Annotated in this window: 15 protein-coding genes; 8 read left to right on the top strand and 7 right to left on the bottom strand. The window is 67.2% G+C overall.

Annotation, left to right across the window (positions count from 1 at the left end):
• Nucleotides 1-4 precede the first annotated feature (4 nt).
• The 4 genes from ACWEOZ_RS09930 to ACWEOZ_RS09915 all read right to left on the bottom strand — a co-directional run bounded on the left by ACWEOZ_RS09930 (nt 5) and on the right by ACWEOZ_RS09915 (nt 4,052).
• Nucleotides 5-2,269 (bottom strand): heavy metal translocating P-type ATPase, encoded by a 2,265-nt coding sequence (locus ACWEOZ_RS09930; protein WP_451910346.1) that lies wholly within the window; start codon nt 2,267-2,269, stop codon nt 5-7.
• A gap of 12 nt (nt 2,270-2,281) precedes the next feature.
• Nucleotides 2,282-3,229, bottom strand: coding sequence for a hypothetical protein (locus ACWEOZ_RS09925; RefSeq protein ID WP_451910345.1), 948 nt, complete (start codon nt 3,227-3,229; stop codon nt 2,282-2,284).
• On the bottom strand, nt 3,226-3,438 hold the full coding sequence (locus ACWEOZ_RS09920; RefSeq protein WP_451910344.1) for a heavy-metal-associated domain-containing protein: 213 nt from the start codon (nt 3,436-3,438) through the stop codon (nt 3,226-3,228). Before ACWEOZ_RS09920 ends, ACWEOZ_RS09925 begins: the two co-directional genes overlap by 4 nt.
• Nucleotides 3,439-3,617: 179 nt before the next feature.
• Nucleotides 3,618-4,052, bottom strand: a complete 435-nt coding sequence (locus ACWEOZ_RS09915) for a hypothetical protein (RefSeq protein WP_451910343.1) — start codon at nt 4,050-4,052, stop codon at nt 3,618-3,620.
• A 368-nt stretch (nt 4,053-4,420) separates the two neighbouring features.
• On the opposite strand from ACWEOZ_RS09915, the gene ACWEOZ_RS09910 reads away from it, so the two are divergent.
• Nucleotides 4,421-4,867, top strand: coding sequence for a DUF6153 family protein (locus tag ACWEOZ_RS09910; RefSeq protein ID WP_451910342.1), 447 nt, complete (start codon nt 4,421-4,423; stop codon nt 4,865-4,867).
• Nucleotides 4,868-4,963: 96 nt separating this feature from the next.
• On the top strand, nt 4,964-5,620 hold the full coding sequence (locus ACWEOZ_RS09905; protein WP_451910341.1) for a DUF305 domain-containing protein: 657 nt from the start codon (nt 4,964-4,966) through the stop codon (nt 5,618-5,620).
• Nucleotides 5,621-6,096: 476 nt separating this feature from the next.
• Here ACWEOZ_RS09905 and ACWEOZ_RS09900 read toward each other — a convergent pair whose 3' ends face one another.
• Complete coding sequence (locus ACWEOZ_RS09900; protein ID WP_451910340.1) at nt 6,097-7,131, bottom strand: tellurite resistance/C4-dicarboxylate transporter family protein; 1,035 nt, start codon at nt 7,129-7,131, stop codon at nt 6,097-6,099.
• Nucleotides 7,100-8,827, bottom strand: a complete 1,728-nt coding sequence (locus ACWEOZ_RS09895) for a molybdopterin-dependent oxidoreductase (RefSeq protein ID WP_451910339.1) — start codon at nt 8,825-8,827, stop codon at nt 7,100-7,102. The genes ACWEOZ_RS09900 and ACWEOZ_RS09895 overlap by 32 nt, the downstream gene beginning before the upstream one ends.
• Before the next feature lie 354 nt (nt 8,828-9,181).
• On the opposite strand from ACWEOZ_RS09895, the gene ACWEOZ_RS09890 reads away from it, so the two are divergent.
• On the top strand, nt 9,182-10,150 hold the full coding sequence (locus ACWEOZ_RS09890) for an aldo/keto reductase (RefSeq protein ID WP_451910338.1): 969 nt from the start codon (nt 9,182-9,184) through the stop codon (nt 10,148-10,150).
• A gap of 274 nt (nt 10,151-10,424) precedes the next feature.
• Nucleotides 10,425-10,724 carry a hypothetical protein gene (locus ACWEOZ_RS09885; RefSeq protein ID WP_451910337.1) on the top strand — a complete coding sequence of 100 codons (300 nt, stop codon included), beginning with the start codon at nt 10,425-10,427 and terminating at the stop codon, nt 10,722-10,724.
• Nucleotides 10,725-10,847: 123 nt separating this feature from the next.
• Here ACWEOZ_RS09885 and ACWEOZ_RS09880 read toward each other — a convergent pair whose 3' ends face one another.
• On the bottom strand, nt 10,848-11,936 hold the full coding sequence (locus ACWEOZ_RS09880; protein ID WP_451910336.1) for an alpha/beta hydrolase: 1,089 nt from the start codon (nt 11,934-11,936) through the stop codon (nt 10,848-10,850).
• 207 nt (nt 11,937-12,143) lie between these two features.
• Between ACWEOZ_RS09880 and ACWEOZ_RS09875 the strand changes: the two genes are divergently transcribed.
• From ACWEOZ_RS09875 to ACWEOZ_RS09860, 4 genes are all read left to right on the top strand, one after another.
• Nucleotides 12,144-12,656 carry an MFS transporter gene (locus ACWEOZ_RS09875; RefSeq protein WP_451910410.1) on the top strand — a complete coding sequence of 171 codons (513 nt, stop codon included), beginning with the start codon at nt 12,144-12,146 and terminating at the stop codon, nt 12,654-12,656.
• A 4-nt stretch (nt 12,657-12,660) separates the two neighbouring features.
• Nucleotides 12,661-12,897: a hypothetical protein gene (locus tag ACWEOZ_RS09870; protein WP_451910335.1), complete on the top strand. Its 237-nt coding sequence runs from the start codon at nt 12,661-12,663 to the stop codon at nt 12,895-12,897.
• Nucleotides 12,898-13,138: 241 nt separating this feature from the next.
• Nucleotides 13,139-13,504, top strand: coding sequence for a hypothetical protein (locus tag ACWEOZ_RS09865; protein WP_451910334.1), 366 nt, complete (start codon nt 13,139-13,141; stop codon nt 13,502-13,504).
• Complete coding sequence (locus tag ACWEOZ_RS09860) at nt 13,501-14,028, top strand: DUF6036 family nucleotidyltransferase (protein WP_451910333.1); 528 nt, start codon at nt 13,501-13,503, stop codon at nt 14,026-14,028. Before ACWEOZ_RS09865 ends, ACWEOZ_RS09860 begins: the two co-directional genes overlap by 4 nt.
• The last annotated feature ends 541 nt before the right edge of the window (nt 14,029-14,569 follow it).

The following is a 14,569-nucleotide window of genomic DNA, read 5'->3' as shown; positions in this document are numbered from 1 at the left end:
GGTGTCACTGCTGGGCGGTCGTGCCGGCGAACCGGCGCAGTCGCAGGCTGTTGCCGACGACGAAGACCGACGAGAAGGCCATCGCCGCTCCGGCGATCATCGGGTTGAGCAGCCCGGCTGCGGCCAAGGGCAGCGCGGCGACGTTGTAGGCGAAGGCCCAGAACAGGTTGCTCTTGATGATGCGCAGGGTGCGCCGGGACAGCCGGATCGCGTCGACGGCGGCGAGCAGGTCGCCGCGGACCAGGGTGAGGTCGGACGCCTCGATCGCGACGTCGGTGCCGGTGCCCATGGCCAGGCCCAGGTCGGCCTGGGCCAGCATGGCGGCGTCGTTGATGCCGTCCCCGGCCGCGGCGACGACTTTGCCGTCGGCTTGCAGCCGCTTGACGACGTCGACCTTGTCGGCCGGCAGGACTTCGGCGATGACCTCGTCGATGCCGACCTCGGCGGCGACCGCCTGAGCGACGGTCTTGTTGTCGCCGGTGAGCAGCACCGGGGTCAGACCGAGCCGGCGCAGCGCCGTAATCGCTTCGCGGCTGGTCGGTTTGACTGCGTCGGCGACGGTGAGCACGCCGCGGGCCGCGCCGTCCCAGCCGGCGACGACGGCCGTCTGCCCGGCCTGCTGGGCCGTGGTGACCGCCTGCTCGACGTCCGCGGGCACGGCGTAGCCGCGGTCGCGGAGCAGCTGTGGCCGGCCGACCAGCACGGTGCGACCGTCGACGCTGCCGGTGACCCCGAGCCCTTCGAGGTTGGCGAAGGCGGTGACCGGTGGCAGCGGGGACCGGTCAGCACCGGCGCGGGCGATGGCCTGCGCGATCGGGTGCTCCGAGGCGGCCTCGACGGCGGCGGCCATTCGCAGCAGTTGTTCGCGGTCCTGGCCGGCCGCCGGGACGGCGTCGATCAGGGTCATCCGGCCGGTGGTGACGGTGCCGGTCTTGTCCAGCACGATCGTGTCGACCGTACGTGTCGATTCGAGCACCTCGGGTCCCTTGATGAGGATGCCGAGCTGGGCGCCGCGGCCGGTGCCGACCAGCAGCGCGGTCGGGGTGGCCAGGCCGAGCGCACACGGGCAGGCGATGATCAGCACGGCCACGGCAGCGGTGAACGCGGCCGTCCAGCCGTTGCCGGTGCCGACCCACCAGCCGAGTGTCGCGACGGCCAGGGCGATCACGATGGGTACGAAGGCGCCGGAGATGCGGTCGGCGAGGCGCTGGGCGGCGGCCTTGCCGGTCTGCGCCTGCTCGACCAGCTTGGCCATCTGCGCGAGCTGGGTGTCGGTGCCGACCCGGGCGGCGCGCACGATCAGCCGGCCGCCGGCGTTGACGGTCGCGCCGACCACGGTGTCACCGGGGCCGACTTCGACCGGGACCGACTCGCCGGTGAGCATGCTGGCGTCGACCGCGGACGCGCCGTCCTCGACGATCCCGTCGGTGGCGATCTTCTCACCCGGCCTGACGACGAACTGGTCGCCCACCGTGAGTTCGCCGATCGGGATGTGGCGTTCGGTGCCGTCGCGCAGCACGGTGACGTCCTTGGCGCCGATCTCGAGCAGGGCGCGTAGGGCGGCGCCGGCGCGGCGCTTGGAGCGGGCCTCGAAGTAGCGTCCGGCCAGGATGAAGGTGGTCACTCCGGCGGCGGCTTCGAGGTAGATGGCGCCGGAGCCGTCGGTGCGGGAGATGTCGAAGGTGAACGGGTGCGTCATCCCGGGCGTCCCGGCGGTGCCGAAGAACAGCGCCCACAGCGACCAGCCGAACGCCGCCAGGGTGCCCAGCGACACCAGGGTGTCCATGGTCGCGGCGCCGTGCCTCAGGTTCGTCCAGGCCGCCTTGTGGAACGGCAGGCCGCCGTAGACGACCACCGGTGCCGCGAGGGTCAGTGACAGCCATTGCCAGTAGGTGAACTGCCAGGCCGGGACCATGGCCAGGACGACGACCGGGACGCTGAGCGCGATCGCGGTGAACAGGCGGGTCCGTAGGCTGCGCAGCCCGTCGGCGGGCTCGGCCCCGGCGGGCGGTGCGTCGGCCGTGGCGGGTGGTGGTGGCAGGACGGCCGTGTAGCCGGTCTTCTCCACCGTGGCGATCAGGTCGGCGGGGGAGATGTCGTCTGCGTACCCGACCGACGCTTTCTCGGTGGCGTAGTTGACGGTGGCGGTGACGCCGTCCATCCGGTTGAGCTTCTTCTCGATCCGCGATGCGCAGGAGGCACAGGTCATGCCGCCGATCGACAACTCGATCTGGTTCGGCGCCTGTTGCAGCGGCCGGGCTGTCGCCATGGACGCTCCTCCTTAATCGTGGGTGTGGCCGTCCGAGCCGTGGCCCGTGGGGCTGGGCGACGGTGCGGACGCGGTGTCGGCGGTGGGGGCGCCGGCGATCGCGGTGAACTCGGCGATGCGCACCTTGCCGGCGTGCTGGAAGTCGAGGTAGAGCCGGTAGCTGCCAGTTGACGGCACGTCGGCGTGGAACGTGGTCCCGGGTCCGGCTGCCGTCCGTCCGTCGCCGGGCGTGCCGTCGGGATGCACGTGCAGGTAGGCCAGGTCACCGTCGCGCAGGGCCACCAGGTGACCGTACGCGCCGAGGTAGGGCTGCAGGTCGGTGACCGGCTTGCCGTTTCTGCTCACCGACAAGGTGAGCTGGGACGAGGCGCCCGGCTTCAGCGTGCCGGTGAGCGTGACGGTGTAGCCGTCGACTGTGGTCGTGGTGTCGACCGGCGGTAGCGGTCGGGGCTGGTAGTCGCCCGGTGCGGGGATGTCCGTGCCGAGGGTGAGCCCGTCGGAGCGTCCGGCCGGCTGGAAGTCGGCGAAGACGCGGTACTGACCGGGTGCCGCGACGGCGAGCGGCAGCGACCAGGTGCCGTCGGTGGCCAGGCTCGGGTGCAGGTGTTGGAAGCCGGACAGGTCGCGGCGCACCACGATCAGGTGCAGGTCCTTGTCATGGCTGGTGGTATATGAGGTCACTGAGTTGCCGTCGGGCCCGATGATCCGGAACTGGAACGGCTGCGGGGCGCCGGTTGAAAGCTCGCCGGTCAGCGGAAGCAGCCGGTAGCCATCCTGGCTCACCTGGAGCCCGGCGGGCAGCACCTGCTGCTCGGCGGGTCGCTCGTCGGTACTGCTGTGCTGAGCGTGAGTGGCGGCGGGGGCCGGGTCCGGGCCGACGGCGCTGCCCAGACCCAGGGCGGCGGTGAAGACGACCGCCAGCCCTACGCCGAAGGCACCCAGGCGGGCTGGAGTGTTCACGCCGGCCTCGCGAGCTCGTAGCCGGCCTCGTCGACGGCCGCGGCGACGGCGTCCTCATCAAGCGGCTGGGCGCTGGTGACAGTCACCGACCCCGAACCCAAATCGACCTGCACATCGGTGACGCCGGGAAGCTGCTTGATCTCGGTGCTGACCGAGTTGACGCAGTGCGAGCAGGTCATACCGGTCACGGTGTAGGCCTGAGTAGTCATGGTGTCTCCTTCACAACGGCGAGCCGGGCGGTTGCTCCCTCGTCCTCTACTATACCCATACCCCCCTAGGGTACCAAGTCGGTATGGCGAGAGCCCCACGCTGGCCTTTTCCGGCGACGCGGCAGCTATGCGTCTGCTGAAGTACCGCCGCGGCGGATCGGGAGCCGGTCGAACGCCCGCTACAGCAGGACGTTCCGATCGGCCGGCTCATGAAAGCCCTGGAGTGCCGTCCCGAGCTCCCAGGTCTGCCGTTCGTCGCCGACGCGCGTGATCTCGTACAGGATCCTGCTGATCAAGCGGCGACGGCCGATCGCCACGAGTTGCTCACTGTCACGTACGGGAGCCACGACGGTCGGAAGCGCAGGTGTGGGCAGGAACGCCCGGCCGAAGCTGTTGGCGACGTACCAAGGATCGAGAGTGACGACCATGCCGATGATCGGCCGGTCCACCGGGATGTGCGCGAACTCCGGCGCACCGGACTCGATCTTCCCGAGGGTGCGACCCAGCTGACCGAACGCCTTGCCAACCGTCGTCGAATAGGCGTCCTGGACGGTGGCGTCGGCGGCGCGCGCTGCCAAAGGGGAGCGTGTCGCCTTGGTCTCGACCAGCAGCACCAGGTCGTCGAAGACGACACTGGCGTCCGACGTAGTCCTCGTGCAGTTCACCGAGGTCCCGCGTGAACGCCGTTCGCCACCGGCTCAAACCGACGTAGTACGTGCCGCCCGCCGAGCTGGCCACCTACTGCCTGCACGCGCTCGCAGTGGCCGCCGAGCTGCATTCGCGCGCCGCGGGTGATCGGCTCGTCGCCGTCCCGTTGGCTGGCCTTGACCCTGCTCGTACGTGAATCGTAGGCGCTCCCTGCTCCGCTTCAGGCACACGCGCACGACATTCCCCCCCCCCCAGCTTGGAGCGGCCGTCGTTCGCCTCCGGCGGCGGTAGGGGCTGCCGAGCCTGCCCGTATCCGCGCGCTACCGTGGACGGCGTGCAAGCGGCAGATGCAACGACGCTCGGGCGAACCGCCCGATGGATGTTGCTGTTCTGCACACTGTTCGGGCTGGCAACGATGCACACCCTCGGCCACGCGGGCATGCAGATGGACTCTCATGCGGGCGTCACCTCCATGTCGAACGCTGAGGCCGGCCCCGCACACGCCGCGGTACTCGATATTGGGGCCACGGCCGCGCCTTGCCCGGATGGCCACTGTGGCGATGGGCACGGCACCGGCGGAATGGATGCCTGGAGTGTCTGCGTGGCCGTTCTCGGCGGCCTGGCCATGGTGTTCCTGCTCGGCGCACTACTGCTGAGCCGCCGCACCGGCTCCGCACGCTCACCCGACCGGGCTACCGGGGATCCGCCGGCTCCCCGCGCTCCACCTGGGTGGCGGTATCAAGGATTGCGTGTCGCGTCGCTTGCGGTGCTGCGCATCTAGAACGACGACTCGTCCCGTGAGGCTGCCACGCAGCCATCCCCGGGGCCGTTGTTCTGCGCTCACCGTTATCCGACACCCGAAAGGTCACCAATCCCCATGATGCGCTCTTCTTCCCTGCCCGCTGCTGTGCTGCGCCAAGGCCTGTTGGCCGGCGCCGCCGTCACCGTGACGCTGGTGCTCTCCGCCTGCGGCGGCGACGACTCTTCATCCGGCTCGGGCATGGACCACGGCGGTATGGCGACATCCGCCGCCCCGTCGTCCAGCACGGCGACGTCCAACGACGCCGACATCTCGTTCGCCCAGGACATGATCATGCACCACCAGCAGGCGATCACGATGGCAGCGCTGGCCGACACCCGGGCTGCCAACGTCGACGTCAAGCAACTCGCCGGTAAGATCAAGGCGGCTCAGCAGCCCGAGATCGACACCATGAATGAGTGGCTGACCACATGGGGCCAGGCCACACCGATGCCCAGCATGGGCATGGAGTCCTCCATGCCAGGCATGGACCACGGGTCGATGCCCGGCATGATGACCGACGAAGACATGAAGAAGCTGATGGACGCCAAGGGCGCGGCGTTCGACAAGCAGTTCCTCACCATGATGATCAGCCACCACGAAGGCGCGATCCAAATGGCTCAGCAGGAGGTCGCCCAGGGGTCGAATCCTGACGCCAAGGCGCTGGCCCAGAAGATCGTCACCGATCAGCAGGCGGAGATCACCACGATGAAGGATCTTCTCCAAAAGATCTGACGCTGAGACGGCGGCCGGATGGAAGGTCACCCGGCCGCCGACTCACGCCGGGCCGCGTCCGATCAGTGATGCCGATTGGCCTGGTCGAGCGCGTCGGAGGCGGCGAGGTAGTGCCCGCTGGCCATGGCCCGGCCGAGGTCCTCGACCGCCTGTGAATGTCGAACCGTCGTGCGATCGTCGGCTGACGTCGGTGAAGCACGGCACTGTCAGCTGGCGATGACGACATTCTCGGCGGTGACGCGTTTCTGCCGGTGCTTGTGGCTGGCAGGACGCCACCTCAGGCCGCGTGGCTGGGGCGTTCACCGATGCGCTCGCTCCGGGCCTGGTCGTCGCCCAGACGGTCGGCCGGTGGGCAATGGCTCCATCAAACCCGGGGTGGAACAGTTTCAGGGCTGGGCTTGTCCGTGTAAGGAGGTCAATGCCCGCCATCGAGCGCTTCGCTGAGGCGGCGGCGGGTGCGCGGCTCGGTTCCGAAGTCACCGTCGTGTGAGGACGTGTCGGCCGGCTTGGCGGACCATCGCGAGGAGTGCCGCGGTCCAGGCGGTCAGGGCTACCCAGGTCGCCACCCGGCCGATGTGGTGGATCGGGGTCATGTCGAGCACGTCGCCGATCTTCATGCTCGCCGTGGCGTACATGCCCAGGGGGAAGACCATGCTCCAGACGCCGGCTTCGTAACGCAGTGGGCGGCGGCGTACCAAGTGCCGCCACACGCCGAAGACGAGGAGCAGCGGGATCCACCAGGTGCCGAAGGACCAGAGGACGAGGGCCGCGCCGGAGACGAACGGTTGGGTCGCGGCCGACGCGGGAGAGTCCGGTAGTCGCAGAATGTGGGCGGCGGCCAGTACCGAGATGGCGGTGGCGCCGGTGAAGATCCAGTAGGACGGCGTCATCGTGTTCGGCGAGTTCGGCACGGTCAGCAGCCGTAACAGGACAAGGGTGGCGAGGATCAGGTAGAGCACGATCCCGACGCTCCAGAGCCCGACGGCGATCAACGGCCGGATGGTGCCGAGTCCTAGGTCGACGACGCTGACCACGATGGAGACCGACTGGGTGCCGACGACCCAGAGGAACCAGGTGCCGTCGATCGCCGCCGACACCGGCTCGGAGTGTGATCGCAGCATCAGGCCGGCTGGTATCGCGTACACCAGGACAACCCACAGTGGGATGGCCGCGGCGGCGAGAGCGACCGCCCACGTGCTCGCGCCCGCTTGGGCGGCGTGTGCCGCGAGGACGCCGAGCGCGGCGATGAGGGTGAAGTAGCCGAACGCCTTGGCCGGGTTCTGGCCGTCCTCGACGGCGGCGCGCGGGTGCAGTACCACCCGTAGGACGGCGATCGGGAGCAGCACGGTTAGGCCGGCGGCCGCGGCGCCCAGCAGGATGCGGGACACGATGGCGGCGCCGGCCTGCGCCAGGGCGGTGGAGAGGATGCCGGATGCCATGACGAAAGCGAACGCGTTGACCGGCGCCCGCCGGAGAAGCTCAGATGGGCTGGCGGTAGCCGAAGAATTCATGGTCGTTGTTGTAGCCACCGAGGCCGCCGCCGATCTCGTCGAAGTTCTCGACGAACTCGATACCTTTGATCCATTTGACCATCTTGAAGCCGAGTTCGACCTCGTTGCGCAGCCGGACCGGCGCGCCGTGGTGGTAGTTGAGCGGTTCGCCGTTCATGTCCAGGGCGAGCATCGTGAGGTGGTAGCTCATTTGCTCGATGGGCTGGGCGTCGTAGTAGATGCCTTCCTCGGAGCCCTGCGCGAACGAGTAGAAGATCACCCACTTCGCTTTCGGCCCGGGGTTGACCACGTCGAGGATGGTCTGCATGGAGACGCCACCCCATTTGGCGACCCCGGACCATCCTTGGATGCAGAAGTGCTGGGTGATCTGCTCGTGATATGCCATGGCCCGCAGATCCTCGAGGCTCAAGGAGGCCGGGTTGTCGACCAGTCCGTAGACCTGCAGCCGGTAGTCGCGGAAGTCGTCCTGCTGCAAGGCGCGGTATTCCTCGCTTTCCGGGACGCGGCCGTTGGCCCAGAAGTGCGGGGAGATGTCTTTCTCGGTGTAACGGCCCGGCTTGGAGTCGATGTGTTCGAACAGTCGCTGCACCGGGCCGATCAAGGCGTATCCGACCCGGCGGATCAGCCGCGGGTGCCGGTAGGTGACCGGCGTCGCCGCGGCCCAGGCCACCGTCATGACAATCATCGACGCGCTGAAGATCGCAAATCCGGTCCACGAGTCGGTGTCGTTGGAGGCGTACATGTGATTGAGATTGCGCAGAACGCCGGTGGTCAGGACCAGCGTCACGTGGATCAGGATGAAGAACAGGAACCAGCACAGCACCAGGAAGTGCAGTGACCGCGCGAGCTGGATGCTGAACACTGAGCTGATCCGGTGGAAGCGTGTCGACAGGGCCGGCGACATGCCCAGGCCGGTGATGAGCGCCGCCGGAGCGGCGACGAAGACCGTGATGAAGTACGCGAATACCTGCAGACTGTTATAGGCGACCCACCCGTTTTCGAGGGGCCAGTCCAGCGACAGGTACTGGATCGCCACCGACGCGGCATGCGGGATGGAATCCACGCCGGTCGGAGTGATCCTTCGCCACTGCCCAGTGACGAACAGCAGGATGATGAAGACTATGCCGTTGGTCAGCCACAGTACGTCGACGCCGAGATGCCACCAGCGGGCCAGCCCGATGGAGTGCCGCCGCCCGGGCAGGCCGAACCCGTCCGGCAGGGTGATCGAGTCGGCCTTGGCGGTGTAGTTGGGGTCGTCCGGGACCGGCTTCTGCATCCGGTACCACTCGGAACCGGGTGTGGAATTGCGGGTCCAGTACAGCCGTGGGTGGTCGGCCAGCACCGACAGGCCGGACCGGATGATGAAGATCATCAGGAACATGTTGAGGAAGTGCTGCCAGCCCAGCCAGGCCGGTATCCCGATCGGTGTCCCGGCCTGGGGCTCAGGAACTCCGGGGTAGCGGTCGATGAAGTCTTCGACCGCTGGGATGCTCCGCAGACCCTTGGCGACCGCGATCCCGACTACCAGCAGCGCGAACCCGATCGGGACCAGCCACAATAGGTTGAACCACTTGGTGCGGCCGACCCGCACGCGTGGCGCCGCGCCGTACTGCGCGGGCAGGCCGCCGGCCCAGCGTTCGTCGACTCTGGTGTGGCGTTGCTGATCGAGTTGTTCACGGAAGCCCGGATCCGACACGCTTCGCCCTCCATCTCGACCTGGTCAGTCCCCGCGGTGACCACGCCAGCCTGAACAGTCACCCTGACATGAGTGATCGTGTACGAACAAGGATTTGACCCAAGAGCGGCCAGCGCCGGGTCGGCGGTGTGGTACCGACGGTCTCGGCGGGTCCGGGCGGAATCGTCTTGTGGCCCAGGAACTTTCGGCTGTTCTTGTGTGCGCCAGTTCCGGGCCCACCCGCTATGACTCTCCTGCGGCGGAGGCCCGAGCTCTGCCGGTGCCGTCCGGCGTGACGTGCAAGGCTGGGCGGTGTGGCCGCGCGGCGTGCCGACGGTGCGCCTGAGTCGTGCTGGCTGATTCGGGAGGTAACTAGTGGAGTTCACTCGGCTGGGTCGGACCGGACTGAGGGTGAGTCGTATCGGGCTGGGGTGCATGAGCTACGGGCAGGCTGCGGCCGGCATGCACCAGTGGACCTTGGACGAGGATGCCGCGGCGCCGTTCTTCCGGCAGGCTGTCGAGCTGGGTGTGACGTTCTGGGATACCGCCAACGTCTACCAGGGCGGCACGTCCGAGGAGTTCGTCGGCCGGGCGATCTCCCGCTTCTCCCGGCGCGAGGAGATCGTGCTGGCGACCAAGGTCAGCGGGAAGATGCATGACGGACCGGGCGGCAGCGGCCTGTCCCGCAAGGCCATCCTCGAGCAGGCCGACGCCTCGCTGCGGCGGCTGGGCACCGACTACATCGACGTCTACTACATCCATCGCTTCGATCCCGAGACGCCGGTCGAGGAGACCATGCAGGCCCTCGACGACCTGGTCCGGGCCGGCAAGGTGCGCTACCTCGGCGCGTCGTCGATGTGGACGTGGCAGTTCGCGAAGGCGCAGCACGCCGCCGTGGTGAACAGCTGGACGACGTTCTCGGCCATGCAGGACCAGTACAACGTGCTCAAGCGCGAGGAAGAGCGGGACATGATTCCGATGTGTCTCGACCGGGGCGTCGGGTTGACACCTTATTCGCCGCTGGCGAAGGGCCGAGCCGCCCGGCCTTGGGGTCAGCGGACGGCCCGGTCATCGTCGGACGACGTGGCGAAGGCGTTCGACCGCGACGTCGACGAGCCGGTGGTGAACGCGATCCAGCGGGTCGCCGAGGCTCGGGGCGTCGCGATGGCGCAGGTTGCGCTGGCCTGGGTGCTGTCCAAGCCGGTCGTGTCCTGCCCGATTGTGGGAGCCACCAAGCCGCACCACTTGCCGGACGCCGTCGCCGCCCTCGAACTCGATCTCACCGCTGGTGAGATCGCCGAACTGGAGGCGCCCTACCTGGCGCAGGACAACTACTGGTGGTGATCCCCGGTCGATGACCCGGATGTGAGGCGGGAACCCGTTCTCCAGGGGCTTGTTTCCCGGTTCGGGTTCCACCTCGATCGGGTGGATTCGATGTTCGGGAGTTTCGGCCCACCGTGACGGGTGGGAGCATCGGCTGGTCTGGACGGGATCCCGCCGATGCCGCCGATGTCGAAGGTCGACCCGTTCGCGGCGATTCGGCGAGACTCCCGGGCAGGCATGTCAGTGCGGGGCCTCGCGCAAGTATGAGGTCAGCCGCCGCACCGTCTGTTCCGCTTTGACCTCGGCATGGCCGGCGCCGCGCAAGCCGATGCCGCCCGGGCCGTCGAAGCTGGACGATTTCGAGCGGGTCATCGACGACATCCTGCGCGCGGACCTGGACGCGCCGACCAGGCAGCGGCATACCGTCAGCGGATCTACGACCCGTCTGATCGACGAGCACGGGATGCGCGAGGTGTCCTACGCGGTCGTGCGCCGCTACGTCGCTGACCGCAAACCGAAGTTCGCCGTGGCGGTGCCCTCCCTCGATGCAACGCAGAATGTAGGCGCGTTGAGGCCCGTGGCCGATCCGGTATAACGGTTGGCAAGTACGGCGTCACGCACACTAGGCGGATCTCATCCGTGCTGCAGGCCGCTCAGCACGCTGGCTGGATCCCGCTCGCCGTAGCCGTGCTGGCGGGATGGCAGCTCGCTTGGTCGATCACCAGGCGTCGCTGACGCCCTGACGACGTTGCGGACTGGTGGTGTGGGCGCGCAACAAGGCCACGATGTGCTTCATAGCTTCGCGCGCCTGGGGAGTGTCGAGATCGAGAGCGTATTCGTGGCCGATGCCCGGATCGGTGGTGGCGCGGTCAAAGAAAAGCGCGTCGACGTCGACCTTCTTGGTGCGCAGCGCCTGGGCCATCGCTTCCGAATGTGACAACAGGGGGTCGTACGGTCCTGTGGTGATGAAGGTCGGTGGGTAATTTGCGGTGACATTTTGCGGCAGCGACGCCAGCCGGAATCGTGGATCGTCGGCGAAGTTTTTCTTGCCGGAGTACGCCCACATCACGGTACGGAGGAACCAGCCGAACTGTTTGTCCTGCAGATGGTCACGGGCCTGTTCGATGTCGGTCGCCGCGGAGGTGAGAATGACGGCGCGTAGCTGCTGCGGGGTTATCGTGGCTGATAGTTGTGCCTTATCGGCGTAGGCCGGTTCGCTGATGGCCAAGGCGGCTTGCCCGGCGATCTGACCCCCGGCGGAATCGCCGGCAAGAACGAACTGGGTCGGGTCGACATGAAGTCGGTCGGCGTTGTCCTGCAGGTGCCGCAGTGCCTTGTTGAGCTGAAGGATAGGGCCGGGGTATTTCGCTTCTGGGGCGACGGTGTACTCGACATTCGCGACGGTGTACCCGTGTGAGGCTATGACCGCGAGATAATTGGGTAGTGCCGATTTGGTGCCGGCGATGAAGGCTCCGCCGTGCACCCAGACGACGGTGGGTAGCCGACGGTCGGTGGTTGACGGATAGATGACGTCCATCCGGCCGTCCGGATCGTCCGGGTCGTAGACCCGGTCGATCTCCTGGGTGATGCCTGGAGGCACGTAGCGTGCCAGATGTTGGCCCGCGTCGAGGCCGTCGTTGCCGGTGGCTCGGAGCACGAGCACCGCGGGCCAGGGACTCACCTGAAAGGCGGTCCACAGAGCGATCGCGAGGACGACGAGTACGGACAGCGAGACGAGTGCCACTCGGCGCAGGCGTCGCCGCGGCGACCTCTTCATCGTCTCGGTATCTGATATGCCGGCATCCATGCTAGCCAAATTACCTCGTGCCCGATGCTGCCGAAGTCTTCTGGAACGTGGAACAGGCCGTCGCCTCCATCGAGACGAAGATCGCCTGGACTTCGTTTGGCGTCACTGCTGGTCGGCGTCGCCCGACCGCGTGGCGGATGATGGCCGCCCGCGCCCTGCAGGGTGTCGGTGCCGCGATCCTGGCCCCATCGTCGTTGTCGCTGCTGACTGCAAGCTTCGCCGAGGGCCGAGTGCCGAGAGCAGGCGAAGGCGGTGGCCGCTTACAGTGCCGTTGCGGGGATCGGCGCAAGCGCCGGCCTGGTCGTCGGTGGGATCCTCACCGATCTGGGGTCGTGGCGGGCCGGGTTCTTCCTCGACGTCCCCATCGCCATCGCCATGATCATCGCCGTGCCACGGGTGGTCGGAGAGACCGAGCGCCGCGCCGGCCGCTTCGACCTGATCGGCGCGGTGTGCGCGCCGCTGGGCATGACAGCGCTGGTGTCCGGCATCGTCGATGCCGCCGACGCCGGTTGTCTGTCGGTGACCACTATCGGCGCGTTCGAGTTCCGGTTGCTGCTGCTGGCCGTTGCCTGGTCGTCAACGAGTCTCGGGCCGAGCTATCCGCCTGCTGACCGAACCTCTCGACGGACGCCGCACCCGCTACCTGAGCAGAGAAGACCTCTTCCGTCGGCGCGATGCCACCACGGTGACCCTGCGCGCCTCCTGCAACGGCAGCACTGAAGACTTGGCCCCCTACCACCACGCCATTGCCCTCGGCCCCGCGAAGGCCGCGTTCACCCTGACCTACACCCCGCCACCACCCACGGTGTTACGCGGTCGCGCCGACTGGATCGCTGGCAACACCGCTGAACCCAGCGACCCCACACCGAGAACCCGCGAACGCATCCGCCACGTCTACCTGCTCGGCCTACGCGACGCCGTCCGCGACCTCGGCAGCAGCACCGCCACCGGCGTACGATGATCATCGAAAGGCTGATCGCCGAGGCCGACAGAACACCCCACCCGACGGTCAGCTCAACAACCGCGACCAGCTACTCGCTCACGCCCACGAGCACCTGGATACCAGCTGACTCTGCTGGCGGAGGAGTGCTCCGGTGAGTACCTCGCGGCCGTGTTCTCCGCATCCGGTCGGTTCAGCTTCGTAGGATCGACGGCGACACCGTTGAGAGGTAGAGGTCCAAGCAGCCATGGCGTACCAACCGATGACGATGGTCGAACTCGCCGGCCACCTCTCCCGCCACACTGACGAGAAGATCCGGTGGAAGCACGTCTGGGAGTTTCTCGAGGAGTACCGCTGGGAGCAGGCCGACGCACAGGCCCGGCTGCTGTTCGACGAGCCACCGACGACAGGCGACCTGCAGTGGGACGTCTTGCTCGGCGCTCTTGCGGAGCACCTCGCTGCGCAAATGGATCTGGCGCCTCCCGAATGGTCGAGACCCCGGATTCTCGCCACCCCCTGGTTCCCTTCGTCGCTGCCGTCGAAGCGTATGGAGGCTCTCGTCTGGGCGCCGGCCGCCTTTCGCAAGCACGGCGTCTACCTGTCCGCCCGCGACTTGGACGCGGCATGACTGATGACGGACTGCTCGGCCGAGCCGAACTCGAGCGGGCATTCTCGGCGCTCGGCGACCGGCTGGTCCGCCGAGGCGTAGTGGCCGACCTGTTCATCGTCGGCGGTGCCGCGATGGCGCTTGCCTATGATGCCGACCGGGTGACAAGGGACGTGGATGCCACATTTCTGCCGCATGGCATCGTTCTGGAAGAAGCGCGCAACGTGGCGGAAGCGATGGGTTTACCGCCGTGGTGGCTTAACGACCAGGCCAGCGCCTACGTCTCAAACCAGTACGACGCTGGAAAGCGCGAAGTGTTCGACCACCCCGGCATTCGCGTGATGGCGGCCTCCCCGGAGCATGTATTCGCGATGAAGGCGTTTGCTTCCCGGGGCCGAGACGAGGACGATCTCCGTGCACTCGCCGAGATTCTTGGGATCTCCACCGTCGAGGCGGCGCTGGAATTGTGTAGTCGGTTCTTCCCTGACGAAGAGGTTTCTTCTAGATCAAAGGCGATGCTGGAGGATTTGTTCGCCTCGCAATGACGGAGCGCTTGTTCTGTCATTGTTAGATTCGAGGTGGAATTGATAGCACGTATAAGCGTCGTTGTCGGCCTTGTTGAGCACTGCGACGACGGTAGAAGTCAGCCGCGCTGGGTCAGTCGGATCGCCGGGAGAACGATGCTGAGGCAAGCAGGTTGGCAAAGACGCAGGTCAGGTACCATGAGGGTAGCCCTAAAGGGGTGATGTGCTTGGACCCCTTTACTCGGCCGAGTATACTTCTCAGTGACCTGGTAAAACGTTTGTCAGCACGTCGCTGGGCCCTCTAAATGCTGGGGGTCAAGGGGTCGCAGGTTCAAATCCTGTCAGCCCGACAAAGTGTTCAGCAGGTAAGAAGGCTGGTCCGGATCTTGGACCAGCCTTCTTCGCGTTTCTGGGGACCACAAGAGTCAAGTGGCGCCGGTCTTAGCGCACCTTGACCGCTGGTCCAGAAACCCGCAGCAAGCAAGTGTTACTGCCGACTTGGTCAGTCTGTGTATCAAGGCGACCGTGCCCGCTCGCGCCCGGCCTGCTGGCGGCCTCCGGC

Source organism: Actinoplanes sp. NPDC004185 (assembly GCF_053603475.1).
Note: the sequence above shows the minus strand (reverse complement) of the source record. Positions and strands in the feature narration are given on the sequence as shown.